Annotated in this window: 25 protein-coding genes; 17 read left to right on the forward strand and 8 right to left on the reverse strand. The window is 69.1% G+C overall.

Going from position 1 to position 25811, the window contains the following annotated elements; all coding sequences use genetic code 11:
• Positions 1 to 2 precede the first annotated feature (2 nt).
• Genes groL through E0H92_RS30985 form a run of 3 tightly spaced genes read left to right on the forward strand, consistent with a single transcriptional unit; the run spans position 3 to position 2240 of the window.
• A complete protein-coding gene (gene groL, locus E0H92_RS30975) occupies positions 3 to 1652 on the forward strand; it encodes a chaperonin GroEL (protein ID WP_131498732.1) in 1650 nt (549 codons plus the stop codon).
• A 10-nt stretch (positions 1653 to 1662) separates the two neighbouring features.
• Positions 1663 to 1857: an iron dependent repressor, metal binding and dimerization domain protein gene (locus tag E0H92_RS30980; RefSeq protein WP_131464105.1), complete on the forward strand. Its 195-nt coding sequence runs from the start codon at positions 1663 to 1665 to the stop codon at positions 1855 to 1857.
• Entirely contained in the window at positions 1854 to 2240 is a 387-nt protein-coding gene (locus tag E0H92_RS30985) for an ArsR/SmtB family transcription factor (RefSeq protein WP_131464107.1), read from the forward strand. The genes E0H92_RS30980 and E0H92_RS30985 overlap by 4 nt, the downstream gene beginning before the upstream one ends.
• Here E0H92_RS30985 and E0H92_RS30990 read toward each other — a convergent pair.
• Positions 2177 to 3694: an amidohydrolase family protein gene (locus E0H92_RS30990; RefSeq protein WP_131498733.1), complete on the reverse strand. Its 1518-nt coding sequence runs from the start codon at positions 3692 to 3694 to the stop codon at positions 2177 to 2179. The genes E0H92_RS30985 and E0H92_RS30990 overlap by 64 nt on opposite strands.
• Before the next feature lie 101 nt (positions 3695 to 3795).
• On the opposite strand from E0H92_RS30990, the gene miaB reads away from it, so the two are divergent.
• Complete coding sequence (gene miaB, locus E0H92_RS30995; protein ID WP_131498734.1) at positions 3796 to 5268, forward strand: tRNA (N6-isopentenyl adenosine(37)-C2)-methylthiotransferase MiaB; 1473 nt, start codon at positions 3796 to 3798, stop codon at positions 5266 to 5268.
• On the forward strand, positions 5265 to 5954 hold the full coding sequence (locus tag E0H92_RS31000) for a phosphotransferase (RefSeq protein WP_131498735.1): 690 nt from the start codon (positions 5265 to 5267) through the stop codon (positions 5952 to 5954). Before miaB ends, E0H92_RS31000 begins: the two co-directional genes overlap by 4 nt.
• On the opposite strand, the gene E0H92_RS31005 is transcribed toward E0H92_RS31000, so the two are convergent.
• The 4 genes from E0H92_RS31005 to E0H92_RS31020 form a co-directional block, all read right to left on the reverse strand.
• Positions 5951 to 7792 carry a LamG-like jellyroll fold domain-containing protein gene (locus tag E0H92_RS31005; protein ID WP_165550113.1) on the reverse strand — a complete coding sequence of 614 codons (1842 nt, stop codon included), beginning with the start codon at positions 7790 to 7792 and terminating at the stop codon, positions 5951 to 5953. The two genes, E0H92_RS31000 and E0H92_RS31005, sit on opposite strands and share 4 nt — an antisense overlap.
• Before the next feature lie 70 nt (positions 7793 to 7862).
• Complete coding sequence (locus E0H92_RS31010; protein ID WP_131464115.1) at positions 7863 to 8318, reverse strand: NUDIX hydrolase; 456 nt, start codon at positions 8316 to 8318, stop codon at positions 7863 to 7865.
• 405 nt (positions 8319 to 8723) lie between these two features.
• Positions 8724 to 8966, reverse strand: coding sequence for an antitoxin (locus E0H92_RS31015; protein WP_131464117.1), 243 nt, complete (start codon positions 8964 to 8966; stop codon positions 8724 to 8726).
• Positions 8967 to 9088: 122 nt separating this feature from the next.
• Positions 9089 to 9331, reverse strand: coding sequence for a hypothetical protein (locus tag E0H92_RS31020; protein ID WP_131464119.1), 243 nt, complete (start codon positions 9329 to 9331; stop codon positions 9089 to 9091).
• A gap of 122 nt (positions 9332 to 9453) precedes the next feature.
• On the opposite strand from E0H92_RS31020, the gene miaA reads away from it, so the two are divergent.
• From miaA to ggt, 4 genes are all read left to right on the forward strand, one after another.
• Positions 9454 to 10458: a tRNA (adenosine(37)-N6)-dimethylallyltransferase MiaA gene (gene miaA, locus E0H92_RS31025; protein ID WP_131498736.1), complete on the forward strand. Its 1005-nt coding sequence runs from the start codon at positions 9454 to 9456 to the stop codon at positions 10456 to 10458.
• Positions 10445 to 10948 (forward strand): SigE family RNA polymerase sigma factor, encoded by a 504-nt coding sequence (locus E0H92_RS31030; protein WP_131464123.1) that lies wholly within the window; start codon positions 10445 to 10447, stop codon positions 10946 to 10948. Before miaA ends, E0H92_RS31030 begins: the two co-directional genes overlap by 14 nt.
• A gap of 42 nt (positions 10949 to 10990) precedes the next feature.
• Positions 10991 to 11680, forward strand: a complete 690-nt coding sequence (locus E0H92_RS44380; RefSeq protein WP_165550114.1) for a hypothetical protein — start codon at positions 10991 to 10993, stop codon at positions 11678 to 11680.
• A gap of 79 nt (positions 11681 to 11759) precedes the next feature.
• Positions 11760 to 13562 (forward strand): gamma-glutamyltransferase, encoded by a 1803-nt coding sequence (ggt, locus tag E0H92_RS31045; protein ID WP_131498738.1) that lies wholly within the window; start codon positions 11760 to 11762, stop codon positions 13560 to 13562.
• Here the strand turns inward: ggt and E0H92_RS31050 are convergent.
• A complete protein-coding gene (locus E0H92_RS31050) occupies positions 13554 to 14636 on the reverse strand; it encodes a M20/M25/M40 family metallo-hydrolase (protein ID WP_131498739.1) in 1083 nt (360 codons plus the stop codon). The genes ggt and E0H92_RS31050 overlap by 9 nt on opposite strands.
• 69 nt (positions 14637 to 14705) lie before the next feature.
• On the opposite strand from E0H92_RS31050, the gene E0H92_RS31055 reads away from it, so the two are divergent.
• From E0H92_RS31055 to E0H92_RS31070, 4 genes are read left to right on the forward strand one after another with little or no spacing between them, the layout of a single operon-like run.
• Positions 14706 to 15368, forward strand: a complete 663-nt coding sequence (locus E0H92_RS31055; protein ID WP_131498740.1) for a GNAT family N-acetyltransferase — start codon at positions 14706 to 14708, stop codon at positions 15366 to 15368.
• A complete protein-coding gene (locus E0H92_RS31060) occupies positions 15361 to 16005 on the forward strand; it encodes a MurR/RpiR family transcriptional regulator (RefSeq protein WP_131464135.1) in 645 nt (214 codons plus the stop codon). Before E0H92_RS31055 ends, E0H92_RS31060 begins: the two co-directional genes overlap by 8 nt.
• Positions 15995 to 17131, forward strand: a complete 1137-nt coding sequence (gene menC / locus E0H92_RS31065) for an o-succinylbenzoate synthase (RefSeq protein ID WP_131498741.1) — start codon at positions 15995 to 15997, stop codon at positions 17129 to 17131. The genes E0H92_RS31060 and menC overlap by 11 nt, the downstream gene beginning before the upstream one ends.
• A gap of 31 nt (positions 17132 to 17162) precedes the next feature.
• A complete protein-coding gene (locus E0H92_RS31070; RefSeq protein WP_131498742.1) occupies positions 17163 to 18698 on the forward strand; it encodes an N-acyl-D-amino-acid deacylase family protein in 1536 nt (511 codons plus the stop codon).
• A gap of 1 nt (position 18699) precedes the next feature.
• On the opposite strand, the gene E0H92_RS31075 is transcribed toward E0H92_RS31070, so the two are convergent.
• Positions 18700 to 18954 (reverse strand): hypothetical protein, encoded by a 255-nt coding sequence (locus E0H92_RS31075; protein ID WP_131498743.1) that lies wholly within the window; start codon positions 18952 to 18954, stop codon positions 18700 to 18702.
• Between the two features lie 34 nt (positions 18955 to 18988).
• On the opposite strand from E0H92_RS31075, the gene dapF reads away from it, so the two are divergent.
• A complete protein-coding gene (gene dapF, locus E0H92_RS31080) occupies positions 18989 to 19834 on the forward strand; it encodes a diaminopimelate epimerase (protein WP_131464143.1) in 846 nt (281 codons plus the stop codon).
• Between the two features lie 72 nt (positions 19835 to 19906).
• Positions 19907 to 21388, forward strand: a complete 1482-nt coding sequence (hflX, locus tag E0H92_RS31085; protein ID WP_131498744.1) for a GTPase HflX — start codon at positions 19907 to 19909, stop codon at positions 21386 to 21388.
• Positions 21389 to 21442: 54 nt separating this feature from the next.
• On the opposite strand, the gene E0H92_RS31090 is transcribed toward hflX, so the two are convergent.
• Positions 21443 to 23818 carry an immune inhibitor A domain-containing protein gene (locus E0H92_RS31090; protein ID WP_131498745.1) on the reverse strand — a complete coding sequence of 792 codons (2376 nt, stop codon included), beginning with the start codon at positions 23816 to 23818 and terminating at the stop codon, positions 21443 to 21445.
• Positions 23819 to 24005: 187 nt separating this feature from the next.
• Between E0H92_RS31090 and macS the strand changes: the two genes are divergently transcribed.
• Together macS and E0H92_RS31100 are read left to right on the forward strand one after the other, a co-directional pair.
• The gene (gene macS / locus E0H92_RS31095; protein ID WP_238173671.1) at positions 24006 to 25121 is read left to right on the forward strand and encodes a MacS family sensor histidine kinase; all 1116 of its coding nucleotides are present in this window, start codon (positions 24006 to 24008) and stop codon (positions 25119 to 25121) included.
• Positions 25118 to 25753: a response regulator gene (locus E0H92_RS31100; protein ID WP_131296547.1), complete on the forward strand. Its 636-nt coding sequence runs from the start codon at positions 25118 to 25120 to the stop codon at positions 25751 to 25753. The genes macS and E0H92_RS31100 overlap by 4 nt, the downstream gene beginning before the upstream one ends.
• Positions 25754 to 25811: the final 58 nt, after the last annotated feature.

Here is a 25811-nt window from a genome sequence, read left to right on the forward strand (position 1 = left end):
CCATGGCGAAGGAACTCCGGTTCAACACCGACGCCCGGCGGTTGCTCGAGTCCGGCGTGAACGCGCTGGCCGACGCGATCAAGGTGACGCTCGGGCCGAAAGGCCGCAACGCGGTGCTCGAGAAGCTCACCGGCCCGCCGACCATCACGAACGACGGCGTCACCATCGCCCGCGAGATCCAGCTGCGCGAGCCCTTCGCGAACATGGGCGCCCAGCTGGTGAAGGAAGTCGCGATGAAGACCAACGGCGTGGTCGGCGACGGCACCACCACCGCGACCGTGCTGGCCCAGGCGATGGTCCGCGAAGGGCTGCGCGAGGTCGACGCCGGTGCGAACCCGATGCGGGTACGGCGCGGTATCGAGCAGACCGTTCCGGTCGTGATCGAGACGCTGCGCAGCTGGGCCGTCGAGGTCGGCGGCCGCGACGAGCTGCGGCACATCGCGACGCTGGCGGCCAGCGACGACGAGACCATCGGCGCGGTGATCGCCGACGCGGTCGACTGGGTCGGGCGCAACGGCGTCGTCACCACCGAGGAGTCCGACACGCTCGGCATGTCGGTGGAGGTCGTCGACGGGATCGAGTTCGACCACGGGTACGTCTCGGCGTACATGGTCACCGACCGGGAGCGGATGGAGACCGTCTACGACAACCCCGTGATCCTGCTGACGAACAAGAAGATCACGCAGGTCCAGGACATGATGCCGACCGTCGAGATCGCCAAGCGTATGGACCGTCCGCTCGTGGTCCTGGCCGAAGACGTCGACGGGCCGGCCCTGCAGCTGCTGGTCGGCGGGAACATGCACAACACGATGCGGTCGGTCGTCGTGCACGCTCCCGGCTTCGGGCACCGCCGGATCGCGGAGCTGGAGGATCTCGCCACCGCGCTGGGCGGCACCGTGATCGCGAAGGACACCGGCCTCGACCTGCACGAGGTCACCCGGGACCACCTGGGTTCCTGCGACCGGATCACGATCACCGAGAACAACACCACGATCGTCGGCGGTCACGGCGACGCGTCCCTGGTGGAGGCGCGGATCGCCCAGCTGGAGAAGCAGTTCGAACGGGCCAAGATCGACGCCGACCAGGACAGTCTGCAGCTGCGGATGGCGCGGCTGGCCGGCAAGGTCGCGGTGATCCGGGTCGGCGGCGCGACGAGCGTCGAGCTGAAGGAGCGGATGCTGCGGGTCGACGACTCGCTGGCCGCGACCCGGGCCGCGCTAGAGGAAGGTGTCCTCCCCGGCGGGGGAACCGCTCTGGTCCAGGCCCAGGCGGCGTTGTCGGAGCTGGAGCTGACGGGCGACGCGGCGATCGGCAGGGAGATCGTCCGGCGGGCCCTGCCGGAACCGCTGCGGTGGATCGCGATCAACGCCGGGTACGACGGCGACGAGGTGGTCGCCCAGGTCGCCGGACTGCCGCGCGGCCACGGCTTCAACGCCCTCACCGGCCAGTACGGCGACATGATCGCCGAGGCGGTCATCGACCCGCTCAAGGTCACTCGGGCCGCTCTGGAGAGCGCCGCCTCGATCGCGGCGCTGCTGATCACCACCGAGACCGCGGTCGTCGAGGAGATCCTCGGCAACCCCGGCGCGATCATGGCGCCCGGCTTCGGCGACCTGGCCGAGGGCATGGTGCGTCCGTCGAACATCTATTGAGGGGCCGGCCATGAATCGACGACACCAACTGCTGGAGACGTTCCTGTACCGGGTTCTCGGCGTACCCCTGGACGAGGTGCACGGGGAAGCGCTCCTTCTCGAGCACGGGCTGAGTGACCGCCTCGAGGAGCTGATCGACGCGGCGCTCGGGCATCCCTCGCTGGATCCGTTCGGGACGCCGATCCAGCCCAGGGTGCGGGTGTGATCGAGCCGACCTCGCCGCAGCTCGCCACCGCCGCTCGGACCTTCGGGCTGTTGCTGGCGCCGGTCCGCTTGCACCTGGTGGCGCTGGCGAGTTGCGGTGAGTACGACGTCGGCACGCTGGCGTCCCGAGTGGGCGTCAGCGTGCCGACGGCGAGCCAGCATCTGGCCAAGCTTCGGCTGGCGGGTCTGCTCAGTGCGCGACGCGTGGGTCGCCGGCAGTTCTATACGGTCCAGGATCCGCACGTGATCGCACTGGTCGAGCAGATCTTCGCCCACGTGGCTCCGGACGGCTCACTCGCGCCGGACCCGGTGCCTAGTGATCAGCGCCGAGGGCCGGTGCCGCAGCAACCACCTGCGGCGATGGTCGCCGCGGTCGGCGGCTGACGGACCGCGGCCTCGACGTCGGCGAGCATCCGCTGACGTTGTGCGGGAGAGATCACTCGTCCGCGGGTGACCACTGTGTGGATCTTGCGGGTGTTGCGGATATCGGTGAGCGGGTCGGCGTCGAGTACGACGAGGTCCGCGATCTTCCGGGGCCGCACCGCACCCGTCTCCGAGCCGAGGAACTTGGCCGGCTCCACGGTCGCGGCGTACAGGGCCTGGCGTGGGGTCGCGCCGGCGTTCACCAGGTGCTCGAGTTCGTCGTGCAGCGCGAAGCCCGGGACGGAGTACGGCGTACCGGTGTCGGTGCCGGCCAGGATCGGGACGTCGTGCGCGAACAGCTCCCGCACGAACCGCTGCCGCCATGCCCACATCTGCCGCTGGTGCGAGATCTCGTCCGCGGTCCGGTTGGGCTTGTAGAGGGTGTTGATGGCGTAGTCGTAGACATCGAGCTCTTCCGCGCTCATATACTTCGCGACCGCCGGGTCCATCGCCGTGTAGTCGGGCATGTCGAGAACGCGATGCATCGTGAGCGTCGGCGTGACCCGGGTCCGGTTGCGCCGCAGCGTGCCGAACACGTCGGCGGCGCGGGCCTGGCTGAAGGTGTTCGCCGCGATCCACTCGATCGGGTGCATCTGGCGGAACCAGGCGTTGTAGTCGCCGGTCTTCACCGTGATCGCACGGACCATCCGGCGTACTTCGGTCTCCCGCGTGGACACGGACAGGCCGAGGGAGTGGATGTGCTCGATGCTGCGTTGTCCGGCGTTGCTGACCTCCTTCGAGGTGAGACTGTCCGGCCCGTGGCCGTGGACGGTCAGCCCCAGCTTGCTGGCCTCGTCGACGATCGCCCGGTATGCCGTTGCGCTCAGCCGCGAGTACACCTTGACGAAGTCGGCGCCCTCGGCCCTGACCTGACGGACCGCGGCCCGAGCGGCGGCCTCGTCGTTCACCACGAGCACCCGGAGCAGGTTCGGGTCCCACAGGGTCGGATCGCCGTCGATGATCTGACTCCCGACGATCATCCGCGGGCCGAGTAGGTCGCCGGTGGCGATCCGGTCGCGCCACTCGTACAGCTGCGGGTTCGTGCCGGCCATTTCGCGGATCGTCGTGAGGCCGTTCGCGAGGTACAGCGGGGGAGAGATCCGCTCGTCGCCGAGGCTGTGGGCGTGCATGTCGGCGAGCCCGGGGACGACGTACTTCCCGGAGAGGTTGATCTCCACGGCGCCGCGGGGGACCGGGATCCGGCCGACGCCGACGATCCGGTCGCCGCTGATCAGTACGGTCTGGTGCCGGTCGCGGCGGCCGGTGGCGACGTCGATGACGGTGACGTCGGTGAGTGCGGTGATCTTGCTGGTGCTGTGGGCGGCCGAGGCAGCCGTCGTGGTGAAGGTGCCGCCGGCGAGCACGGCGGCTCCGGCGGCGGTACGGGCGAGGAACTGACGGCGAGAACTGTTCATACCCTCCACTGTTGTGCAGCGGGAGCATCGGCACAGGGGCGGCAGGCAGCCGGTCCCAGGTAGGGAAATGTCTACCGCGGCACGTACTCTAGGTGGCTGTCATGCGTACTTACGAGGTCCGCACCTACGGGTGCCAGATGAATGTCCACGACTCCGAGCGGCTGCGCGGTCTGCTGGAGGACGCGGGCTATGTCCGCGCGCCCGAGGGCGACGAGGCCGATGTGGTCGTCTTCAACACGTGCGCGGTCCGGGAGAACGCCGACAACAAGCTGTACGGCAACCTCGGTCACCTGGCGCCGGTGAAGGCGCGCAAACCCGGCATGCAGATCGCCGTCGGCGGCTGCCTGGCGCAGAAGGACAAGGCGTCGATCGTTCGTAAGGCCCCGTGGGTCGACGTCGTGTTCGGCACCCACAACATCGGCGCGCTGCCGGTGCTGCTGGAGCGGGCGCGGATCGCCGAGGAGTCCCAGGTCGAGATCCTCGAGTCGCTCGACGTGTTCCCGTCGACGCTGCCGACCCGCCGCGAATCGCCGTACTCCGCCTGGGTGTCGGTCAGCGTCGGCTGCAACAACACCTGCACGTTCTGCATCGTGCCGGCGCTGCGCGGCCGCGAGAAGGACCGCCGGCCCGGGGATGTGCTGGCCGAGGTCGAGGCGCTGGTCGGCGAGGGCGTGCTCGAGGTGACACTGCTCGGCCAGAACGTGAACTCGTACGGCGTTGAGTTCGGCGACCGGTTCGCGTTCGGCAAGCTGCTGCGGGCCTGTGGCGGGATCGAAGGGCTGGAGCGGGTCCGGTTCACGTCGCCGCACCCGCGGGACTTCACCGCCGACGTGATCGAGGCGATGGCCGAGACGCCGAACGTGATGCCCTCGCTGCACATGCCGCTGCAGTCCGGTTCGGACGCGGTGCTGAAGGCGATGCGGCGGTCGTACCGGCGCGATCGGTACCTTCGCATCATCGAAGACGTGCGCGCGGCGATGCCCGACGCGGCGATCACCACCGACATCATCGTCGGGTTCCCGGGGGAGACCGAGGAGGACTTCCAGGGCACGCTCGACGTGGTCCGGCAGGCGCGGTTCGCGGGCGCGTTCACGTTCCAGTACTCGAAGCGTCCCGGGACGCCGGCCGAGTCGATGGCCGACCAGGTCCCGCGCGACGTCGTCCAGGACCGGTACGAGCGGCTCGTCGCGCTGCAGGACGACATGGCCTGGGCCGAGAACAAGCGGGTCGTCGGCCGGTCGGTCGAGGTGCTCGTGGCCGAGGGGGAGGGGCGCAAGGACGCCGCCACCCATCGGCTCAGCGGTCGCGCCGCGGACAACCGGCTCGTCCACTTCGCCGTACCGGAAGGCGTCGAGCCGCCGCGGCCGGGTGACCTGGCCACGGTCGAGGTCACGTACGCCGCTCCGCATCACCTGGTCGCGGACGTGTTCGGCGCCGTACGCCGGACGCGCGCCGGCGACGCCTGGGAACGCTCGCTGGACGCACCCGCCGCCGCCCCCGGTGTGATGCTCGGAATGCCGACCGTCGGCGCCCAACCCCTCGAGCCGTCGACCGGCGGCTGCCAGGTCGGATGACGGAGAAACCAGCCGGCGCCGGGGGCCTCCTGCCGGCGGACGCCGAGCCGTTCGCGTTCGGGCGGGACGCGGACATCTACTCGATCGACGACGACTGGGTGTTGCGGCGGTACCGCAACGGGCATCCGGTCCGTGACGAGGCCGACTTCATGCGGCACGTGGCGCGGCACGGCTACCCGGTGCCCGCGGTGCGTGAGGTCGAGGGCGCGGACATGGTGCTGCAGCGGCTCGACGGCCCGACCCTCGGTGACGCCGCGATCGCGGGCGATTTGAGCGCGACCGAGATCGGCCTGATCCACGCCGACCTGCACCGCCGGCTCCAGGCCATCCCCGCCCCGAGCGGTACGCCGGGGCGCGTCGTCGTCCACGGTGACCTGCACCCGCTGAACGTGATGGCCACCGCCGACGGCCCGGTCGTCATCGACTGGCGGAACGCGGAGGAGGGCACCCCGGAGTTCGACGTCGCGATGACCGCGATCATCTTCGCCCAGGTCGCCCTCGACCCGACGTACGAGAACCTCACCGACCTGCTCCGCGACGCGCTAGCGACGTACCTCGCGAACTCGATCGACCCAGGACCAGGCCTCCCCGACGCACTGGAGCGCCGCGGCAACAACCGGACCCTGACCCCCGCCGAACTCGCCCTCCTCCCCGCCCAGGAAGCCCTGATCCGCTCCCACCTCTAAGCGTTCAGGAACTGCGACGGCTTGAGGGCGCGGGTGACGATGCGGAGTTCGCCGATGTGGCCGGCGAAGCCCTGGTCGATGTTGTTGGCGTAGTGTCCGGCGGCGACCAGCCACGGCTTGCCGGCCGTCGCGAGACCGTTTGACGCGGTCGCCGGGTTGCGGAGCAGTTCCGACGAGTCGACGTACACGACGCTGTGCCGGCCGTCGTTCACGATCGCCAGATGGAACCACTCGCCGGCGCGCTGCTCGTGACCCCAGTTGGTGAACGTGTCGTTCTTGTCGGCCGGGTACACCGCCCACTGCACCTGCAGACCGCCCGAGAACCCGAGCTTCGCGGCCGGCTCGTCCGGGTCGCTGCCCGTCTTGCCCGCGTCGCGTCCCGTCCCGAGCCGGGTGAGCAGACCCTCCCACGAGTGGTCCTGCCCGTCGTCGGCCAGCTTCACGAACGCCTCGATCGTGTAGCCGCCGGCGAACGTCATCGCGTTCAGCGGCGCGCCGTCCGCCGTCTTCAGGTAGCCGCCGCGCGCCGGGTTCTTGCCGCCCGGGAACAGCCAGCTCGCATGCCCCGGCTGGTCCGGGTGGTACTCCGCTGACGCCGTCGGCAGGTCGTTGCTCAGCTGCACGCGCGTCAGGTCGTTGCCCTGCCCCGACTGGTCGACGACCTTGTCCGCGACCGGCCCGTCGAAGCGCCAGTACGCCGCCGTACCCGGAATTACCAGCTGCTTCGCCGGACGCGCCGGGCGGACCGGCTCCGGGGCGAACCCGGCGAACCGCTCCGCGAAATCGATCGGGACACTGAACCGGTTGGTGTCGTCGCTCAGCTCGATCTCCGCCTCGGCGAGCTCGTTGCGCCGGGCCGGGTCCTGCTGCATGATCCACGGCGCGACCGTCTCGACGTCGATCGTGTTGCGGGCCAGGTCGAAGTGGTACAGCCGGACCATGCCCGAGCCGCCGTAGTACCGGTCCTGGTAGTTCGTGATGTGCAGGTGCACGTCATGATCGGCGGCGTTCTTCCGGGTGACGCGGCCGGGCGGCCAGTAGTGGCCGTTGAGGGTCAGGAAGATCTGGTCGCTGTCGTCGACCAGTTGATCCCAGACGCGGTTGCCGTGGTCGCTGAAGTATGCGACCGGGTTGCCGTGATCGGCGTTCACCAGCTCGTGGATGGTCAGGATCACCGGCAGCTTCGGGTGCGCCTTGATCACGGCGCGGGCCCACGCGAAGCTCGCGTCCGACGGGCGCCAATCCATTGCCAGCAGCAACCACTGCCGCCCGGCCGCGCGGAACACGTGGTACGAGTTGTAGCCGTTCGCCGTCGACCCGCCGTACGTCGGCATCCAGCGGAACCGTCGCGGGCCGAAGGTGTCCAGGTACGGCGACGGGCCGCGGGTGTCGTCCTTCGAACCGTCGATGTCGTGGTTGCCGGCCAGCACCGAGTACGGGAACCGGGCGCGGTCGAGGATCTTGAAGACCGGGTCGGCCAGTGCGAACTCGCTCGCCAGCGCGTTCTCCACCACGTCACCCAGATGCGCGATGAAGACGATGTTCTCCTCGCCGCGCTGGTCGATCAGGTGCTTGAAGGTCGCGGTGAGCGGCGCGGCATCGCCCCGGTCCTGGTCGAACTGGTACTGCGTGTCCGGCACGACCGCCAGCGTGAACCGCGGATGCTCCGTGTCGATCCTGGTGCTTCGGGTGCTCTCCGTGGTGCTCTTCGTCGCCCCGATGCCTGTCGCGGCCGCTTCGCCGGTGCTGAGCACACCCGGCATGACCACCGCGCCGGCGCCGAGTGCCCCCGCCTGCAGGAGCCGCCGCCGGCTCGTCCCGTCGTACCGCTCGTCCATCGCCCCACGCTCCCAAGATCCGTTGACAACGTTGGCACCTTAGGGCGTGGCGTCCTGCTGGGCGGTGAACTCAGGCGAAACCCTGGGCGATCACCGCAGGAAGCGCGGCACCGTCGGCCACCGCGCCGAGCACCCGCGCCTCGTGCGGGACCAGCGGCTCGGGCAGCTTGTCCAGCGGATACCACTCGAGACCGGCCGCCTTCTCCGGCTCCATCAGCCGCGGCTCGCCCGTCCACCGCTCCGCCGTGAAGAAGAAGTCGACCCGCTCGTCGATCGGATCGCCGTTCCCGCCCGTCCGGTGCATCGCCGTCACCGGCACCAGATCCTCCGGCGCGACCTCCAGCCCGACCTCCTCCCGGAGCTCCCGCACCGCCGCCTCCACCACCGACTCCCCACGCTCCACATGCCCCGCCGGCACCGCCCAATGCCCGTCCATGTACCCGGTGCCGTCCCGCAGCATCAACAACACCTCATCCCCCCGCCGAACAATCACATAAGCCGCAGGCACCACCCGAAACCGATCCATACCAAGCACCCTAAACACCCCCACCGACACATCGGACACCGCTTCGCGGCGGCTGCTTGTTGGCCGGCTTCGCCGGCGAGCGAACTGTTGTCCGGCGCGAGTGTGCCCGGCGAAACAGCTGTGGTGATGGGCGGAGCTGGTTTGTCGAGTCGTGGATTGCGGTTGTGCTTTCCCGCCGTGATTCACGACTCGAGGAGGGGCCTCAGAGCCGAACACCACGACTCGGGGAACCTAGGCGGTCGCGTTGGGCGACGCGCATCACAGGAACTGGGGACAGGCGCTGGCGACTGGGCACAAGCAATTGCGTGTTCCCAGTCCCCGCGGCCTGTCCCCAGTTCTCCCCGAACGGGCCGGGTATGACGAAGGGCCGCAAGCGTGGTGCTTGCGGCCCTTCGTGCGGGTACGTCAGGCGGGGTTCTGCCGGTCCGGGATGTCGTCGTTCTGGCCGTCCAGGTTGTCCAACCCGTCCTTGGCCTTGTCGACGCCCGTGTCGATCTTGTCGCCGTACTTGCCGCCCGTCTTCTCGTCGACGAAGTCGCCGGCCTTGTCCAGGCCTTCACCGACCTTGTCGCCGTGGCCGTCGACCAGGTCGGTGGCCTTGTCCTTCAGGTCCTCGGCCTTGCCCTTGAACTTGTCGAAGATGCCCATCTCGGGGCTCCCATTCCTGCGTAGTTGAGTGCTTACAGACAGCTAGCGGTGATCTTCGCACCTGCAACGCCTCAACTGTGGGATCTCCGCGAGCGCCGTACCCAAAACGATGCCGACGGCATTTACTCTACGTCGCCGCCGCTGTCCGAGCTGCCGCCGCCGGATTCGACGTCGCCACCCGACTCCACATCGCCGCCGGACTCGACGTCGCCGCCGGAGTCACCGCCGGGGTCCACGTCGCCGGCGCTGAACTCGACATCGCCGCCGCTGCGCTTCGCGGCGGACAGGGCGTCGGCGTCGTCGCCGAGCGCGTCCTTGGCCGCGTCCTTGGCCGCGTCAGCCCCTTCATCGAACGGATTCGTCACGTGCGTTCCTCCCGTAGAAATGTCTCGAACTCCAGATTTCCTACCGCTCTTCCCGGGTCATCCACAAGGCTGGTAAAGACCTCTTGGCCAAGTCTTGAGCGGGGAGCTGCCAGACTGGAGCGATGCCTGCTGCACTCGTCGTCGCGGTCGTCGGTCCCACCGCGGCCGGGAAGTCCGATCTCGCCGTCGCCCTGTCCCGACATCTGGGTGGCGAGGTGGTGAACGCGGACGCGATGCAGGTGTACCGCGGCATGGACATCGGGACGGCGAAGATCAGTACGGCGGAGCGCGCCGGCGTACCGCATCATCTGCTGGACATCCTGGACGTCACCGAGACCGCGACCGTGGCCGAGTTCCAGGAGCTCGCCCGGCACGCGATCGACGACTGCATCAACAGGACCAAGGTGCCGGTGCTCGCCGGCGGCTCGGCGCTCTACGTCCGCGCGATCCTGGACGACTTCGTCTTCCCCGGCACCGACCCGGAGGTTCGCGCGCGACTGGAGGCCGAGCTCGAGGCGAGGGGCTCCGGGGCGCTCCATCAGCAGCTGGCCGAGCAGGACCCGAAGGCCGCCGAGCAGATCCTGCCCAGCAACGGGCGGCGGATCGTCCGCGCGCTGGAGGTCATCGAGATCACCGGCGGCCCGTACGTCGCCACGCTGCCGGAGCACCGCTACGTCTATCCGGGCGCGATCCAGCTCGGTCTCGACGTACCGCGGCCGGTGCTCGACGAGCGGATCGACCGCCGGGTGGACCGGATGTTCGACGCCGGATTCGTCGCCGAGGTGCGCGGACTGCTGAACAAGGGTTTGATTGAAGGCAGGACTGCCAACCGTGCCCTCGGGTACTCGCAGGTGATCGCGTTGCTGAACGGTGAGATCGACGAAGAGCAGGCCCGGGAGCGGACCGCCCAGGCCACACGCAGGTTCGCGCGCCGGCAGGACTCGTGGTTCCGTAAGGACCAACGCATCACCTGGCTCCCGTACGACGCCCCCGATCTCGTGGAGAAGGCTTTTCAAGTGCTCCGTAGAACTGTGGTGGCCGAAGGCAACCGCGCAGGCGCCCCCGGCGTAGTCGAGGTGAACAACGGCCAGAGCCCGAATGCAGGGGCCGTAGATGCGAGGGGGTGACCGTGAGGCCGAGTTCCGCGAGTACCTGCTCGCGGACCGCACGCGGCTGATGCGCACGGCGTTGCTGCTCACCGCGGGGGATGTGCACACCGCCGAAGATCTGGTCCAGACCGCCTGTACCCGGGTGTACGTGCACTGGCACCGGATCAAGCACGAAGGCGCCGGACCGTATGCGCACCGCATTCTGGTCAACGCCTTCCTCGACGAACGCCGCCGGGCCGGCCGCCACCCGGAGGTGGTGACCGCGGACGCTGTCGAGCCGCGGTTGAGCGACGTACCGGACCAGGCGGACACGCTCGCCATCCGGGATGCACTGCTGGACCTGGCGCCACGGCAGCGGGCGGTCCTGGTACTGCGGTATTTCCAGGATCTCGATGTGGCCAGCTGCGCGCGGATCCTGGAGTGCACCGAAGGAACTGTGAAGAGCCAGACAGCCAAGGCGCTCAAGCGCCTGAAGGAACTGATGACGGAAGAGACGGGGAGTAGCTGAGATGACCGACCGGGGCGGCGGGGTGGGGAGGATATAGAACAGGTGGACGAGGTCAAGAGATTGTTGGAGGGGTTCGCGGACAGCGCCGCCGAAGGGCTGCCGGACGCGGATATCGACGCGGACGTCGGCCGGGGACGGCGGGCGCTGCGCAGGATCAAGCGCCGGCGGCGGGTCACCGGGGTGCTGTGTGTCGCCGCTGCGTCGGCGCTGGTGCTCGCGATCGGCAACCAGGTGAAGTGGTGGGGAAACGGCACCGAGGTGGCCGGTGGGCCGCCCGAGAAGGAGACGGCCTCCGCGTCGGCGAGTCCCGCGAAGGTGCCGTCCGCCGCGCCGTCGAGCGGTCAGACGATGTCGATGTTCGGTGCGTCCGTCGTCGAGCTGGTCGCCAACAAGGAGGCGTGGAGCACGTTCAACTGCACGCTGGCGCCGAAGGGGTGGAGCCCCGAGGTCCCGATGACGGCCACCCGTGTCGTGCTGTCCCAGCCGGAAATGCGGACCGCGGACAGTGCCGCCAAGGTGGTGCTTCAGGCCGCGCCGCAGGCACGCAGCCTGCAGCAGGTCCGTGTCACCGACGCGAGCGGCAAGACCTTCCACATCGGCACTCTTGACGGCCGTCTGTCCGGTCAGGTGAAGCTGTCCGACCAGTGGTTGCTGGTCGAGCTGCCCACCGGCACGGTCGAGTGGCCGGACGACGTACTCCGCCGCTTCTTGAACTCTTGTACGGTCAACTAGACGCGCTGCGACTGGCGCACAACCCCCAGGTGAGATAGGCAGGGGCTGTCCCTGTCCCCGAGTCCGTGTGGGGGAATTCGTGAAGAAGCTGGTCGCATCACTGTCCGCAGGAACCCTCGTTCTCACTGCCTTCACCGCCACAACCACCGCAGAAGCGCAGGCGCCGACGCGGCAGCCGACCTCGATCGGGTACGGCGGCGCGGTGTCGTCGGTCGATCCCGACGCGACGAACATCGGCCTCGACGTCCTGCGTCGCGGCGGTAACGCGGTCGACGCCGCGGTCGCCACGGCCGCCGCGCTCGGCGTCACCGAGCCGTACTCGGCCGGTATCGGCGGCGGCGGGTACTTCGTGTACTACAACGCCAGGTCCCGCATGGTGTTCACGATCGACGGCCGCGAGACCGCGCCCGCGACGATGCCGTCGGACGCGTTCGTCAACCCCGCGACCGGTACGCCGTACCCGTTCGCGCAGCTCGTGACGTCCGGTGTGTCGATCGGCGTACCGGGAACGCTCGCGACCTGGGACAAGGCCCTGAAGCAGTGGGGTTCGCTGTCGCTCGGGAAGGCGCTGAAACCGGCCGCCGAGCTGGCCGACCGCGGCTTCGTGGTGGATCCGACGTTCCGCCTGCAGACCTTGGAGAACAAGGACCGGTTCGCTCAGGTGGTACCGACCGCGAAGCTGTTCCTGCCGAACGGCGACGCGCCCCAGGTCGGCTCGGTGTTCAAGAACCCCGAGCTCGCCGCCACCTACAAGCTGATCGGTCAGCAGGGCTCGTCGGCGTTCTACCACGGCGCACTGGCCGGTGAGATGGCGGCCGTCGCGAAGAACCCGCCGAAGACACCGGACGCGACGCTGCCGTTCTTCCCCGGCTACCTGGAGACCAGCGATCTCGCGTCGTACAAGGCGCTCAACCAGGCCCCGACCAAGGTCAGGTACGACGGTCTGGACGTCTACGGGATGGCACCGTCGTCCTCCGGCGGCACCACGGTCGGTGAGGCGTTGAACATCCTGCAACCGCAGCACCTGCGGCAGCAGTCGACGACGCAGGCACTCCACACCTACCTCGAGGCGTCGGCACTGGCGTTCGCGGATCGCGGCGCGTACGTCGGTGACCCGGCGTACGTCGACGTACCTGTCAAGGAGCTGTTGTCCAAGGGATTCGGGGCCGAACGGTCCTGCCTGATCGACCCGCAGCATGCGGCGCCCAAGCCGGTGCCGGCAGGATCACCGGACGGCGACTACTCGCGGTGCGGCAAGAGCACCGCGGTGGAGGAGCGCCCGGACACCGAGGGGCGTTCGACGACGCACATGGTCGCGGCCGACAAGTGGGGCAACGTCGTGTCGTACACGTTGACGATCGAGCAGACCGGCGGCAGCGGGATCACCGTGCCGGGTCGTGGTTTCCTGCTGAACAACGAGCTGACGGACTTCTCCGCCGCACCGAACCCGGCGGACCCGAACCAGGTCGAGGCGGGGAAGCGGCCGCGGTCGTCGATGTCGCCGACGATCGTGGTGCGGGGCGGCAAGCCGTACCTCGCACTCGGTTCGCCGGGCGGTTCGACGATCATCACGACCGTCCTGCAGACGTTGACCAACCGGCTCGATCGCCGGATGACGCTGCCGGAGGCAATCGCGGCGCCGCGGGCGTCGCAGCGCAACACCGCGTCGGTGACGGCGGAGCAGGCGTTCATCGATCGGTACGGCGCGGCGCTGACGCCGTACGGGCACACGTTCACGCCGGCGGGTGCTCCGGGGAGCTCGGCCTCGGAGATCGGAGCGGTCGCGGCGCTCGAATTCCTGCCGGGAGGCGCGATCCTCGCGGCCGCGGAACCGAGCCGACGCGGCGGCGGAGCGGCCGGAACCGCGTGGCCCCTAAAGTGACGTGATGATGGCGGCGACCAGGGCGGCTCGTTCCGTCAGGGTCGCCGCGATCACCTGCTCGTGGACGGCGTGGGCGCCCTGGCCGATCGGGCCCAGGCCGTCCAGCGTTGGGATGCCCAACCATCCGGTGAGGTTGGTGTCGGCCGCGCCGGTCGCGGCCGCACCGCCGACCTCCTGACCGACGGACCGCCCGGCCGCAACCACCTGCGCCAGCAACGCGTCGGTGGCCGCCGATGGCTGCCAGGCCGGCCGGTTCGACATCACGCGCACGGCCAACTGGGCGTCCCGCTCCGGCTGCAGTTCGGCGACGGCCTGCAGCACGGCCTCTTCGGTCGCCGGATCGACGAAGCGGAACCCGATGTCGGCCGCCGCCGATCCCGGCACGACGTTGGTGCGCCCGCCGCCGGTGATGGTGCCGACGTTGCACAGCACCTCGTCGTACCCGGCGACGATCCGCCGTACGGCGAGCAATTGGTCGACGAGCTCGTCGATCGCGGACACGCCGCTCGCCGGATCGAGAGCGGCATGCGCCTCGCGGCCGGTGACCTCGATGCGGACCCTGGTGCTGCCCCAGCGTGAGGTCTTCAGGTCGCCGTTCGGATGCGGCGGCTCGAACCCGAACGCGGCGTACGCGCCCTGCGCCTCGGCTGTCACGAGCGAACGCGCCGACGGCGAGCCGACCTCCTCGTCGGCGACCACGACGACCCGCAGCGGCCGGTGATCGCGGCCGGCTACCTGCTCCAGGGCGGTCTCGAGGACGACGAGTCCGCCTTTCATGTCGAAGACGCCGGGTCCGTGGATGATGCCGTCCTGCTCGCGCCACGGCATCGCGTCCCGCAGTTGCCCGATCGGCCAGACGGTGTCGTGGTGGGCGAGGAACAGCAGGGGAGCCGCACCGGCGCGGCCGGGGAAGTCGGCCACCAGATGGTCTCCGGTCGGCGTCGGCACCCGGCGGACGGTCGCGCCGAGCTCGGCGTACCGCGTCCCGAGCCGGTCGGCGAAGGCGTTCAGCGCGGCCGCGTCGCCGGTCGGGGTCTCCGCGCCGACGTACTCCCTGAGTCGCTCGATCATCATAGATAGTCAACGTATCATCATCCGATCGGCGATTGACCAGCGATGATCTTCCGGGGATAGGATCAGGATATGAATCGTATCTCTGAGGTGAGCTTCCGCGCGGTCTCGCTCACCACGGCGTCCCGGTTCGCCGAGGCCTCGGCGCTGTACCGCGAGGTCTTCGGCTACCTCGACCCGGCGTACGGGCTGAACCCACGGCTGCTCGGCGCGCTGGCGAGCAACGGCGGCTCGGTGGTCGGCATCCTCGACGAGAGCGACCGACTGGTCGCGTTCGCGTACGGCTTCTGCGGCACCGACCGGCGCGGTTTCTACCACTACTCGCAGTCGGCCGTGGTGGCCGCCGAGCAGCAGGGCCACGGTCTGGGCCGGATGCTGAAGCACGCGCAGCGCGAAGTTGCCCTCAGCCACGGGATGTCGCGGATGCGCTGGACCTATGACCCGGCGCAGATCCGCAACGCGCACTTCAACCTCGACGTCCTCGGCGCCCGCGGCCGCTGGTTCGCGCCCGACATGTACGGCCCGGGCACCGACCGCGTGGTCGTCGAGTGGGACCTGACCCGCGAGCACCCCACCACCCCGGAGGCTTTGACCGAGCTGATCGTGCCGGCCGACGCGGGCGAGCTGCGCAGGTCGTTCGAGGAGCTGCTCGGCAAGGGCCTCGTCGCCGTCTCGTGCCGGCGGCTCCCGGACGGCAACGGCGCCTACTACTTCGGGCCGGCCGACCATGCCTGACGATCCCCTCAACCGCGAGCTCGCGAGCCCTCACGAGCGGTACGACGCCCGGCTGCAACGGCGGTCGTCGACGCTGCTGCAGCGCCGCGTGGTCGAGCAGGAACGCGCCTCGATCGACGAGGCCCTGGACCAGATCCTCACCGACGAGTCGATCGCGCAGGCCGCGGCCCGGATCGTCGCCGCCCGCCGGCGCTTCATCATCGGCTCGGCGAAGTCGTACTCGTACGCGTCGCTGCTGGCCTTCGACCTCGGCGTCGGCCTCTCGCAGGTGACGCTGATCGACGGCACCGTCGTCCGCGGTGTCGACGTGCTGTCCGATGTCCGGTCCAACGACCTGATGGTCGCGTTCTCGTTCCGCCGCTATCGGCGCGACACTGTCGAGATCGCCCGCCGGTTCGTCGAGGCCGGTGGTGAACTCGTCGCGGTCACGGACTTCGAGGACGCGCCGCTGGCGAAGCTCGCCGACCAGAGCATCTACGTCGCGACCGGGAGCGCGTCGTACGTCGACTCGCCGACCGTCGTCGCGTCGGTGCTGCACGTGCTCGCGACGCTGACCACGGCGAGCTCGAAGGGCGCCCGCCGACGGCTGATGGAGCGGGACCGGTTGAACACGGAGCTGGGGTTGTATGTCAACTGAGCTGACGATCGTGGCCGCCCGGCTGCATCGGGTGCGGATGCCGTTGGTGCACGAGTTCCAGACCAGTTCGCACCGCAAGACGTACCTCGATCACATCCTGGTCGAACTGGAGGACGCGTCGGGCGCGATCGGCTGGGGCGAGATCGCATCGTCCTCCGACCCGTTCTACGCCCCCGAAACGGTCGAGTCCTGCTGGCACATCGCGTCTCAGTACCTGCTGCCCGCGATCCTCGGCCGCCCGTGGAACCACCCCGAGCAGCTGACCAACCGAAAGGTCCGCGGCAACAACTTCGCGAAGGCCGGTGTGGACACGGCCGCCTGGGCTCTCTGGGCAGAGACCCGTTCGTTGCCGCTCGCAACGGCCCTTGGCGGGACCCGGACCGAGGTCGTGGCGGGTGTCTCGCTCGGAATCGAGCCGACGATCGACGAGCTGCTGACGCAGGTACAGCAGCAGGTCGACGCCGGGTATCCGAGGGTCAAGCTGAAGATTGCCCACGACTGGGACATAGAGCCGGTCCGTGCGGTGCGTACGGCGTACCCCGAGCTGGATCTGCACGTCGACGCCAACGGGATCTACACCGCCGGCGACCTGGAGCACCTGCGGAAGCTCGACGAGTACCGGTTGACGATGATCGAGCAGCCGTTCGCGCCGCGGGACCTGCTGACGCATGCCGAGCTGCAGCGGACGATCGGTACGCCGGTGTGCCTGGACGAGAGCGTGGAGACGGTCGCCGATCTGGAAACCGCGCTGAAACTAGAAGCGCTGCAGGTCCTCAACATCAAGGTGTCCCGGATGGGCGGCCTGACCCCAGCGCGTGAAGCGCACGACCGGGCGCGGGACGCGGGGATCGCCGTCTGGTGCGGCGGCATGCACGAGTTCGGCATCGGCCGGCTCGCGAACGTCGCCCTGTCCAGTCTCCCCGGGTTCACCCTCCCATCGGATGTGTCCGCCTCGGAGAAGTACTACGCCCGGGACCTCGTCGTACCCGCCGTGGCCGCCGTCCAAGGCGTCGTACAGGTGCCCCAGGCAACCGGTCTCGGCCATACCGTGGACCGCGACCTGATCACCGCCAACACGATCGCCGAACTGTCCCTCCAGCTGCCCCTCGGGCCAGACGTCGCCTAGCTGCCCCTCGGGCCAGAACAGGAGTGATTCGATGCGTGTGGCACTGACCGGCGGCCTGATCGCGGACGGCACCGGCGCCGATCTGGTGCGCGGGACGGTGCTGGTCGAGGAGGATCGCATCACCGCGGTGCTGCCACCTGGTGAGCCGGTCGCCGAAGCCGACGTCATCGATGCCACGGGCAACATTGTGGCACCGGGTTTCGTCGACCTGCACTCACACGCGGATTTCAGTCTCGGCGCGAGTCCCGCCGCCGAATCGCAACTCGCCCAGGGCGTCACCACGCTGGTCGCGGGGAACTGCGGCTGGTCACCGTTCCCGATCACCGACCTCGAGACACTACGAGCAGGTACGGCGTTCTTCGGACCGAAGCACGACTGGACGTGGATCGATCTCGCCGGATTCGCCGCGACGTTGCGGCCGGCGGTGAACCTGGCGTTGCAGGTCGGCCATTGCACGCTGCGGATCGCCGCGATGGGCAGCGCTCGCCGAGCGCCGTCGCCCACGGAACTCCGGACGATGCAGGACCTGCTGCGCGCGGCTGCCGACCAGGGCGCGGTCGGCTTCTCCACCGGTTTGATCTACGCGCCCGGCGCCTACGCGGCCTCCGAGGAGGTCGCTGCGCTCGTCGCCACGGCGGCTGAATGCGGCCTGCTGTACTCGACCCATATCCGCAACGAGGGCGCCGGACTGCTGGCCGCCCTGGACGAGGCGATCGCGGCGGCGCGGGCAGGTGGCGCGCGGCTGGAGATCTCGCACCTCAAGGCCGTTGGCAAGGCCAACTACGGTCTCGTCGACGCCGCCCTCGAACACCTGGATCAGGTCGACGACATCGACCTCGGATGGGACGCCTACCCCTACACCGCCACGAGTACGACGCTCACCACCAGGCTCCCGACCTGGGCCCTGGCCGGCGGCGCTCTGCTCGACCGGCTCGACGATCCGGCCGAACGCGCGCGGATCGCCGACGCCCTCCGCGCCGACGTACTGCTCTCGCCGGATTCGGTCGTGATCGCGTCGCTGCCGCCCGGTCGCTACGAGGACAGCCGTGGACTCAGCCTCACCGAGATCGCGCAGCGCGACGGGGTGGACGCCGCCGAGATCGTGCTCCGCATTCTCGAGGCCCACCAGGCCGCGGTCAGCGTGGTCAACCACGCGATGAGCGAGGACGACGTGACGACCGTTCTCGCGCATCCGCGAACGGCGGTCGCCAGCGACGGCTGGATCATGGACGCCACCGGCCCGGGCCATCCGCATCCCCGCAACTTCGGCACGTTCCCCCGCGTCCTCGGCCACTACGCCCGCGACCGCGGCATCGTCACCCTCCCCGAAGCCATCCGCCGCATGACCTCCCTCCCCGCAACCCGCCTAGGCCTCGCCGACCGCGGCGTCATCAAGCCAGGCGCAATCGCCGACCTGGTGGTCCTGGACCCGCACACGATCACCGACAACTCGACGTACGACGCGCCTTGGCAACTCTCCACCGGCATCAACCACGTCCTACTAGCCGGCCAACCAGTCCTAGCGAACGCCGCCCCAACCGGTGCCCGCCCGGGGCGGGTGGTGTGAGCTACTTCTTGAAGCGCTTCGGGGCGGTTGGGAGTGGGGGAGGTGTGGTGGGTGGGGCGTCGGTGTCGGATTCCAGCCAGCCGTCGTGTTCGGTCAGTAGTTCGTCGAGGGCGGCCTGGTCCACCTCGTCCAGTACGACGAGCCACGGGTGGTCCTCGTCGTCGTCCTCGCCGTGGAAGCGCCCGCGCCGTACCTCCCCGCCCAGCCGCTCCGCGACGGCGACAGCGTCGTCCTGCTCCCAGAAGTACGCGATCATGCCCCAAACGGTACGGCCCCGTAGGCTGGGCGGTATGAGTACGTTTCCCTGGTTGAAGGGGCACGGGACCGAGAACGACTTCGTGATCCTGCCCGATCCCGACGGCTCCGTGCACGGTGCGCTGGACGCGTCGGTGGTGCGGTTCCTCTGCGACCGGCACGCGGGTCTCGGCGCCGACGGGGTGCTGCGGGTGATCCAGGGCGACAAGCAGTCGTACGTCGAGGACGGCGGCGACTGGTTCATGGACTACCGGAATGCGGACGGTTCGATCGCGGAGATGTGCGGGAACGGCATCCGGGTCTTCGTGAAGTACCTGGCGGAGGCGGGCCTGATCGACGGCAAACCGGTCCGGATCGGCACCCGCGCGGGCGTCAAGGAGGTCGCGCAGAACGACGACGGCACGCTGACCGCCGACATGGGTGAGCCGAAGCTACCCGACGCGGCCGGGATCGTGGTCGACGCCAACGGTCACCAGTGGCCCGCCGTACACGTCGACATGGGCAACCCGCACGCGGTCGCGTTCGTCGACGACCTGAACGAGCCGGGCACTCTGTGCGATCAGCCGACGTGGTCGCCGGCCGACGCCTTCCCGCACGGGGTCAACGTGGAGTTCGTCGTACGGCGTGGTCCGCGCGACGTCCAGATGCGGGTCCACGAGCGCGGGGCGGGGGAGACGAGGTCGTGCGGTACGGGTACTTGCGCCGTGACCGTGGCCGCGGCACGCCAAGCCCGTGACGAGCGCCCAGTCACGTACCGCGTCGGCGTACCGGGTGGTGAAGTGAGCGTGACGTGGCGTGCGGACAACCACCTGGAACTGACCGGGCCGGCCGTTCTGCACGCCCGCGGGGAGTTCGACCGGGCGTGGCTGCCGGGAATCTGAGTTCTGCGTGGGGCGTTGACTCCTGGTAAACGGGTCGCTTGTACTTGAGGCCCGTGCCACCATGGAAGGTATATGACGACCCAATCACATGCATTTGACGAGACCACCGACGTCGAAACCGACCTGACTCAGGGCGATGACTCCGGCGATTCGTTCACGGGTCACGATGAGTACGACAACGAACTGACTACCGAGGGCCTCGACCTCGAAGAGCGCCAGGCGCTGCGCCGCGTCGTCGGCATGTCGACCGAGCTGACCGACATCAGCGAGGTCGAATACCGGAAACTGCTGCTCGAGCGGGTGCTGCTGGTCGGCGTCTGGACCGAGGGCAGTGCCGAGGACGCGGACAACTCGCTGGCCGAGCTGAAGCTGCTCGCCGAGACCGCCGGCTCCGAGGTCCTGGACGGCGTGATCCAGCGGCGCAAGAAGCCCGACCCGGCGACCTTCATCGGTTCCGGCAAGGTGGCCGACCTGCGCAACCTGGTCGCGTCGCTCGGCGCGGACACCGTGATCGCCGACGGCGAGCTGGCGCCCGCGCAGCTGCGCAACCTGGAAGACCGGCTCAAGGTCAAGGTGGTCGACCGGACCGCGCTGATCCTGGACATCTTCGCGCAGCACGCGAAGAGCAAGGAAGGCAAGGCCCAGGTCGAGCTGGCCCAGCTTCAGTACATGAAGCAGCGCCTGCGTGGCTGGGGTGGAAACCTGTCCCGCCAGGCCGGTGGCCGGGTCGGCGCGGCCGGCGGCGGTATCGGCGGCCGTGGTCCCGGTGAGACCAAGATCGAGACCGACCGGCGGCGGATCAACACCAAGATCGCGAAGCTCCGCCGGACGCTCAAGAACATGAAGAGCACCCGGTCGACGATGCGCCAGGAGCGTCGCCGCAACCTGGTCCCGTCGGTCGCGATCGCGGGGTACACCAACGCCGGCAAGTCCTCGCTGCTGAACCAGATCACCGGCGCGGGCGTGCTGGTCGAGGACGCGCTGTTCGCGACCCTGGACCCGACCACCCGCCGGACGACGACCGCGGACGGCCGCGTGTACACGCTGACCGACACGGTCGGGTTCGTCCGGCACCTGCCGCACGACATCGTCGAGGCGTTCCGCTCGACGCTGGAGGAGGTCGCGGACGCCGACCTGCTGCTGCACGTGGTCGACGGTTCGCACCCGGACCCGATCGCGCAGATCCAGGCAGTCCGCGAGGTGCTCGCCGAGATCAATGCGACCGACGTGCCGGAGATCATCGTGATCAACAAGGCCGACGCTGCCGACCCGCTCGCGCTGGCGCCGATCCTGCACCGCGAGCCGGGCGCGATCGTCGTGTCGGCCCGCACCGGCGAAGGTATCGACAAGCTCCGCGAGCTGCTCGAGGGCGCGCTGCCGCAGCCGCACGTGGCCCTCGAGGTGCTGCTGCCGTACGACCGCGGCGACCTGGTCTCGCGGATCCACTCGGAGGGTTCGGTCGAACACCTCGAGCACACCGCCGACGGCACCCGGATGACGGCCCGCGTGCATCCCGCGCTGGCCGGCGACCTCACGCCGTACGCAACCGCCTGAACAAACCAACAGCCCCCGAAGTCCTCGCGGACCTCGGGGGCTGTTGTCATGCGGTCACTTGCGCTTGCTCACCTGGACGGTCGTCGAGGTGCCGTTCTTGGCGACAACCTTGATGTTGACGCCGTTGTTGGGGATCTTCACGCTGCTCGTCGGCTGGTCCGCGGTCCAGTACGACTTGCTGTCGTTGAAGGTCGGGACGGCGCTCTGGCCGCGGATGTAGCTCGCCTGCCCGTTGATGTGCAGGGTGAACGAGTCCGCCTTCTCCAGGCCGAACGGAGCGTCGTACCCGCCGACCCGCGGCCGCCACAGCTGACCGTCGATGCGGTTGATCGGGGTCGGGTGCGAGTCGATCGGCAGGACCAGGCCCTGACCGGGGTGCTCGTTGGTGTTGTTGTCCTCCTGCGAGGTGTCCCAGTACCAGATCAGCAGGCCGTCCTGGTACGGGAAGTGCTCCACCTTGTCGCCGAGCGTGCTCGCCCAACCGAAGTTGTACGGGCCGGTCTTCAGGTACTGGTCGTGAGCGACGTAGTTGATGTTCGACGCCAGGTAGTAGTTGTCGTGCAGGCTCGTGTACGACGAACCGACCGAGCTGAACCCGTTCAGCGTCCACCCGTCCGGCGACGTCTCCGCACCGGAGGCGAGCACCGTCGTGGTGCCCGACGTCACCGTGATGTCGTCGGCGAAGAACCCGAGCCCGCCGGCCGCCGGGTCGGTGGCGTAGCGGAACTGCAGGGTGATCGTCTTACCGGCGTACGCCGACAGGTCGAACGTCGCGGGCACCCAGCCGGCGCTCTTGCCGTCGATACCGTTGCCCTCGGCGTCCTTGGTGATGCTGCCCTTGATCGGCTTCGCGCCGGTGCCGTCGTTCACGTCGACGTACGCGTAGTCGCAGGCGTCCGGACCGCAGTCCTCGATGTCCCAGTTCGCCTGGAACGTGAGGCTCGCGGGCTGACCGGCCGGCAGTGTGACCTGGCGGCTCATCGTGTGCGTGAACTGGTTGCCCTGACCGCTCCACCAGGACTTCGTCCCGGCCGCGGGCTCGACGAGCTGGTGCGTGACCGACTTCTTCGGAAGCGTCACCACCAGGCCCTGGGCCTTCTTCGAGTTGTACTCGTGCGGGCCGAGCTCGACGGTCCGGTTCTGGCCGGACGCCACGATCTCGTAGTCGAGCCAGCCGAGCTGCAGCTTGTCCCAGGCGCCGAAGTCGGCTGCCTGCTCGCCGATCCCGCCGTCACTCGGCTTGCCGACCCGGCTCTGCGCCATGATCGTCCACCAGTTCACGCCGTTCTCGACGGCCGCGCCGGAGGTGTCGTAGTGGTCCGGCAGACCGAGGTCGTGGCCGTACTCGTGCGCGAAGACGCTGATGCCGCCGTTCTCCGGCTGGATCGTGTAGTCGAACACGTACATCCCGGTGTCGCCGATCTGGGCGCCGCCGGACGGGTTGTTGCTCGGGCCACCGGGAACCTGGACGGCCCAGCGGTGCGACCAGATCGCGTCCTCACCCTGATGCGGGTCACCGTCGGCCTGGTCGCCGCCGGAGTGCACGATCTGGAAGTGGTCGATGTAGCCGTCGGCCTCGTTGAAGTTGCCGTCACCGTCGAAGTCGTAGCGGTCCCACTGGTCGAACGACTTCAGGTCCGCGGCGATCTGGGCCGTGGTCCGGCCGGCCGCCTTCTGGTCGACGACCCACTGGTTCACCGCGTCCTGGATCAGCGCCCAGGTGTTGCTGCAGACGTTGCCGGCGCACGGGAACCCGTTCGAGCGGCCGTAGCGGGCCTCGTTGTACTTGACCTTGACCCAGTCGGTGACCTGGCCGTCGACGCTGTACCGGCCGGACGACTGCTTCTCGTAGTACTTCTTCACCGAGTTGCCGCTGCCGAAGTACAGGTCCTGGTAGTGCTCGCGGTTGTAGTCCGACTGCCAGACGGTCGAGTTGTCGACGGACCGGTCCGGCTCCGGGATCGCGTTGTGCAGCGGGCCCTCGAAGGTCGACGGACCGGGGATGCTCGGTGCCTGGTCCTTGTCCGGGTAGCTCGGGTGCCGCTCGTTGCCGAACTCGGCCAGCACGACGAAGATCTTGTCGGTCTTCTCCCGGGACAGCTCGACGTACTGGTCGACCCTGCCCTTGGCGTTCTTGGTGCCCTTGGCGCCGGCGGCCTTGGTCCCGAGCTTGACGACCGTGCTGCCGTTGCGCTGCTCGGGCGTCGCCTGGCCGTTGATGACCTTGGTCAACGCCTCCTGCCGCAGTTCGCGGCGCTTGTCCTCGAGCGGGCTGGACAGCTCGTCGGACACCGGTGCAGGCTCACTTGCGCTCGGCGCCGACCCTGGTTTGGACGGTGTGGCGGCATTGCCGGCCGTGGCTGCGGCGATGCCGAGCCCGGTCGTCGCCGCCAAGGCCAGGCTGAACAGCCCAGCGGGTAGCTTGCGCACGATTCCCCTCCGTGTCTGATAACGCAATGTGTTCGTAGCTCCCCCGAGCGTGTTTTGCGCGAGAGTACGGGGAATTTAGCGTCAGCTGAAGTGGAACTGAGGAAATGCTGTGAACGAGCGGGGAAACCTGCGTTCTGAGTAGTAGGGCTCACGCGTCGCAGCCCTGCTCCTTGGCAGACTGTTCCGCGTGGAGCGCGAGACCGTGGACATGCTGCAGCCGCTGTGGCGTGCGCTGGTCGTGTTCCGCCTGCTGACCTGGGCGTTCGCGTGCTTCGGCGTGTGGACCCGCTGGGACGGCATCGTCCGCCCGTACGGCGCGGTGCTGCAGCTGGTCGTGATGGGGGTCTGGACGCTGATCTCGTCGTACGGCTACAGCCGCCGCTGGGGCCGCCGGAACACGCGGCTCGCGTTCGCGGACCTGATCATCACGGTCGGCTGCATGTTCGCGACCTTGTGGGCGCAGCCGCTGCTCGACATCCGCGCCGGCGCCTCCGTACTGACCTCGGTGTGGGCGGCCGGGCCGGTCCTCGCGCTCGCGATCTCCCGCGGCCGCGACGGCGGTCTGCTCGGCGCCGCGACGATCAGCCTCGCTCTGCTGTCGCTGCGCGGGGTCGACAACGTGTCGAAGATCCTGTCGAACGTCCAGTTGCTGCTGGTGGCCGGTCTGGTCGTCGGGTACGCCGCCTCGACCATGCGGCAGGCGGGCGTTCGGCTCCGCGAGGCGATCGCGGCGGAGAGCGCGACCGCGGAGCGGCTGCGGCTCAGTCGCTCGATCCACGACGGCGTACTGCAGGTCCTGGCGCAGGTGCAGCGGCGCGGTACGGCGATCGGCGGCGAAGCGACCGAACTGGCCCAGCTGGCCGCCGAACAGGAAGTTGCCCTCCGCACCTTGATGTCCACACGCCCGACCGTGGCGGCAGGGGATCGCGTTGATCTGTGTGGGTTGTTGTTGCCACTGGCCACGACCCGGATCGACGTCGTCGTTCCCGCCACGCAGGTCCTGCTGCCCGCGTCCACCGCCGGGGAACTGGTTGCCGCGGTCAAGGAAGCGCTGAGCAACGTGACGAAGCACGCCGGGCCTGGCGCCAGGTCCTGGGTGGTGGTCGAGGATCTCGGTGACGAGATCCTGGTGTCGGTCCGTGACGACGGGGTCGGTACGACGCCGGCGCGCCTCGAACAGGCCCGCGTCGACGGGCACCTCGGCGTGAGTCAGTCGATCCGCGGCCGGATCGCCGACCTGGGCGGCACCGTCACGGTCCGCACCGCCCCGGGCGAAGGAACCGAATGGGAGCTCAAAATATGACGCGCGTGATGATCGTCGACGACCATCCGATGTGGCGCGAAGGCGTCGCGCGGGACCTGGGGAGTCGCGGGTACGACGTGTGCGCGACCGCCTCGGACGTCGCGAGCGCGGTGAAGATCGCGCTGGCGACCCGCCCGGACGTGGTCGTGATGGACCTGCAACTCGGCGACGGCTCCGGCGTCGACGCGACCCGCGAGATCACCACGGCCCTCCCCGACACCCGCGTCCTGGTGCTGTCGGCCAGCGCCGAGCAGGACGACGTACTCGCGGCGGTCAAGAACGGCGCGTCCGGGTATCTGGTGAAGTCCGCCTCGCTGGACGAGTTCGACGAGGCGGTACGCCGTACCGCCGAAGGTGACGCGATCTTCAGCGCGGGCCTGGCTGGACTGCTGCTGGGCGAGTACCGCCGCCTGGGCGAGACCGGCCCCGAGGTCCCACACCTCACCGACCGCGAAACCGAAGTCCTCCGCCTGGTAGCCCGAGGCCTCACCGCCAAACAGATCGCCACCCGCCTGGTCCTCTCCCACCGCACCGTAGAGAACCACGTCCAGAACACCCTCCGAAAACTCCAACTCCACAACCGAGCCGAACTGGTCCGCTACGCCATAGAGAACGGCCTCGACACGGACTGACCACCCGGCGCCGGCCGCGACCACGCGCGACGTGGTCGCTTGTGGGGTTGTGAGGGGG

Origin of the sequence: Kribbella speibonae (genome assembly GCF_004331375.1) — a bacterium.
Taxonomy (GTDB): Bacteria; Actinomycetota; Actinomycetes; order Propionibacteriales; family Kribbellaceae; genus Kribbella; species Kribbella sindirgiensis.

What these genes read in the sequence shown, in the direction of transcription:
- groL (WP_131498732.1), top strand. Translation starts at nt 3, where the DNA reads ATGGCGAAGGAACTCCGGTTCAACACCGACGCCCGGCGGTTGCTCGAG.
- E0H92_RS30980 (WP_131464105.1), top strand. Translation starts at nt 1,663, where the DNA reads ATGAATCGACGACACCAACTGCTGGAGACGTTCCTGTACCGGGTTCTC.
- E0H92_RS30990 (WP_131498733.1), bottom strand. Translation starts at nt 3,694, where the DNA reads ATGAACAGTTCTCGCCGTCAGTTCCTCGCCCGTACCGCCGCCGGAGCC.
- miaB (WP_131498734.1), top strand. Translation starts at nt 3,796, where the DNA reads ATGCGTACTTACGAGGTCCGCACCTACGGGTGCCAGATGAATGTCCAC.
- E0H92_RS31000 (WP_131498735.1), top strand. Translation starts at nt 5,265, where the DNA reads ATGACGGAGAAACCAGCCGGCGCCGGGGGCCTCCTGCCGGCGGACGCC.
- E0H92_RS31005 (WP_165550113.1), bottom strand. Translation starts at nt 7,792, where the DNA reads ATGGACGAGCGGTACGACGGGACGAGCCGGCGGCGGCTCCTGCAGGCG.
- E0H92_RS31010 (WP_131464115.1), bottom strand. Translation starts at nt 8,318, where the DNA reads ATGGATCGGTTTCGGGTGGTGCCTGCGGCTTATGTGATTGTTCGGCGG.
- E0H92_RS31015 (WP_131464117.1), bottom strand. Translation starts at nt 8,966, where the DNA reads ATGGGCATCTTCGACAAGTTCAAGGGCAAGGCCGAGGACCTGAAGGAC.
- miaA (WP_131498736.1), top strand. Translation starts at nt 9,454, where the DNA reads ATGCCTGCTGCACTCGTCGTCGCGGTCGTCGGTCCCACCGCGGCCGGG.
- E0H92_RS31030 (WP_131464123.1), top strand. Translation starts at nt 10,445, where the DNA reads ATGCGAGGGGGTGACCGTGAGGCCGAGTTCCGCGAGTACCTGCTCGCG.
- E0H92_RS31050 (WP_131498739.1), bottom strand. Translation starts at nt 14,636, where the DNA reads ATGATGATCGAGCGACTCAGGGAGTACGTCGGCGCGGAGACCCCGACC.
- E0H92_RS31055 (WP_131498740.1), top strand. Translation starts at nt 14,706, where the DNA reads ATGAATCGTATCTCTGAGGTGAGCTTCCGCGCGGTCTCGCTCACCACG.
- E0H92_RS31060 (WP_131464135.1), top strand. Translation starts at nt 15,361, where the DNA reads ATGCCTGACGATCCCCTCAACCGCGAGCTCGCGAGCCCTCACGAGCGG.
- menC (WP_131498741.1), top strand. Translation starts at nt 15,995, where the DNA reads ATGTCAACTGAGCTGACGATCGTGGCCGCCCGGCTGCATCGGGTGCGG.
- E0H92_RS31070 (WP_131498742.1), top strand. Translation starts at nt 17,163, where the DNA reads ATGCGTGTGGCACTGACCGGCGGCCTGATCGCGGACGGCACCGGCGCC.
- E0H92_RS31075 (WP_131498743.1), bottom strand. Translation starts at nt 18,954, where the DNA reads ATGATCGCGTACTTCTGGGAGCAGGACGACGCTGTCGCCGTCGCGGAG.
- dapF (WP_131464143.1), top strand. Translation starts at nt 18,989, where the DNA reads ATGAGTACGTTTCCCTGGTTGAAGGGGCACGGGACCGAGAACGACTTC.
- hflX (WP_131498744.1), top strand. Translation starts at nt 19,907, where the DNA reads ATGACGACCCAATCACATGCATTTGACGAGACCACCGACGTCGAAACC.
- E0H92_RS31100 (WP_131296547.1), top strand. Translation starts at nt 25,118, where the DNA reads ATGACGCGCGTGATGATCGTCGACGACCATCCGATGTGGCGCGAAGGC.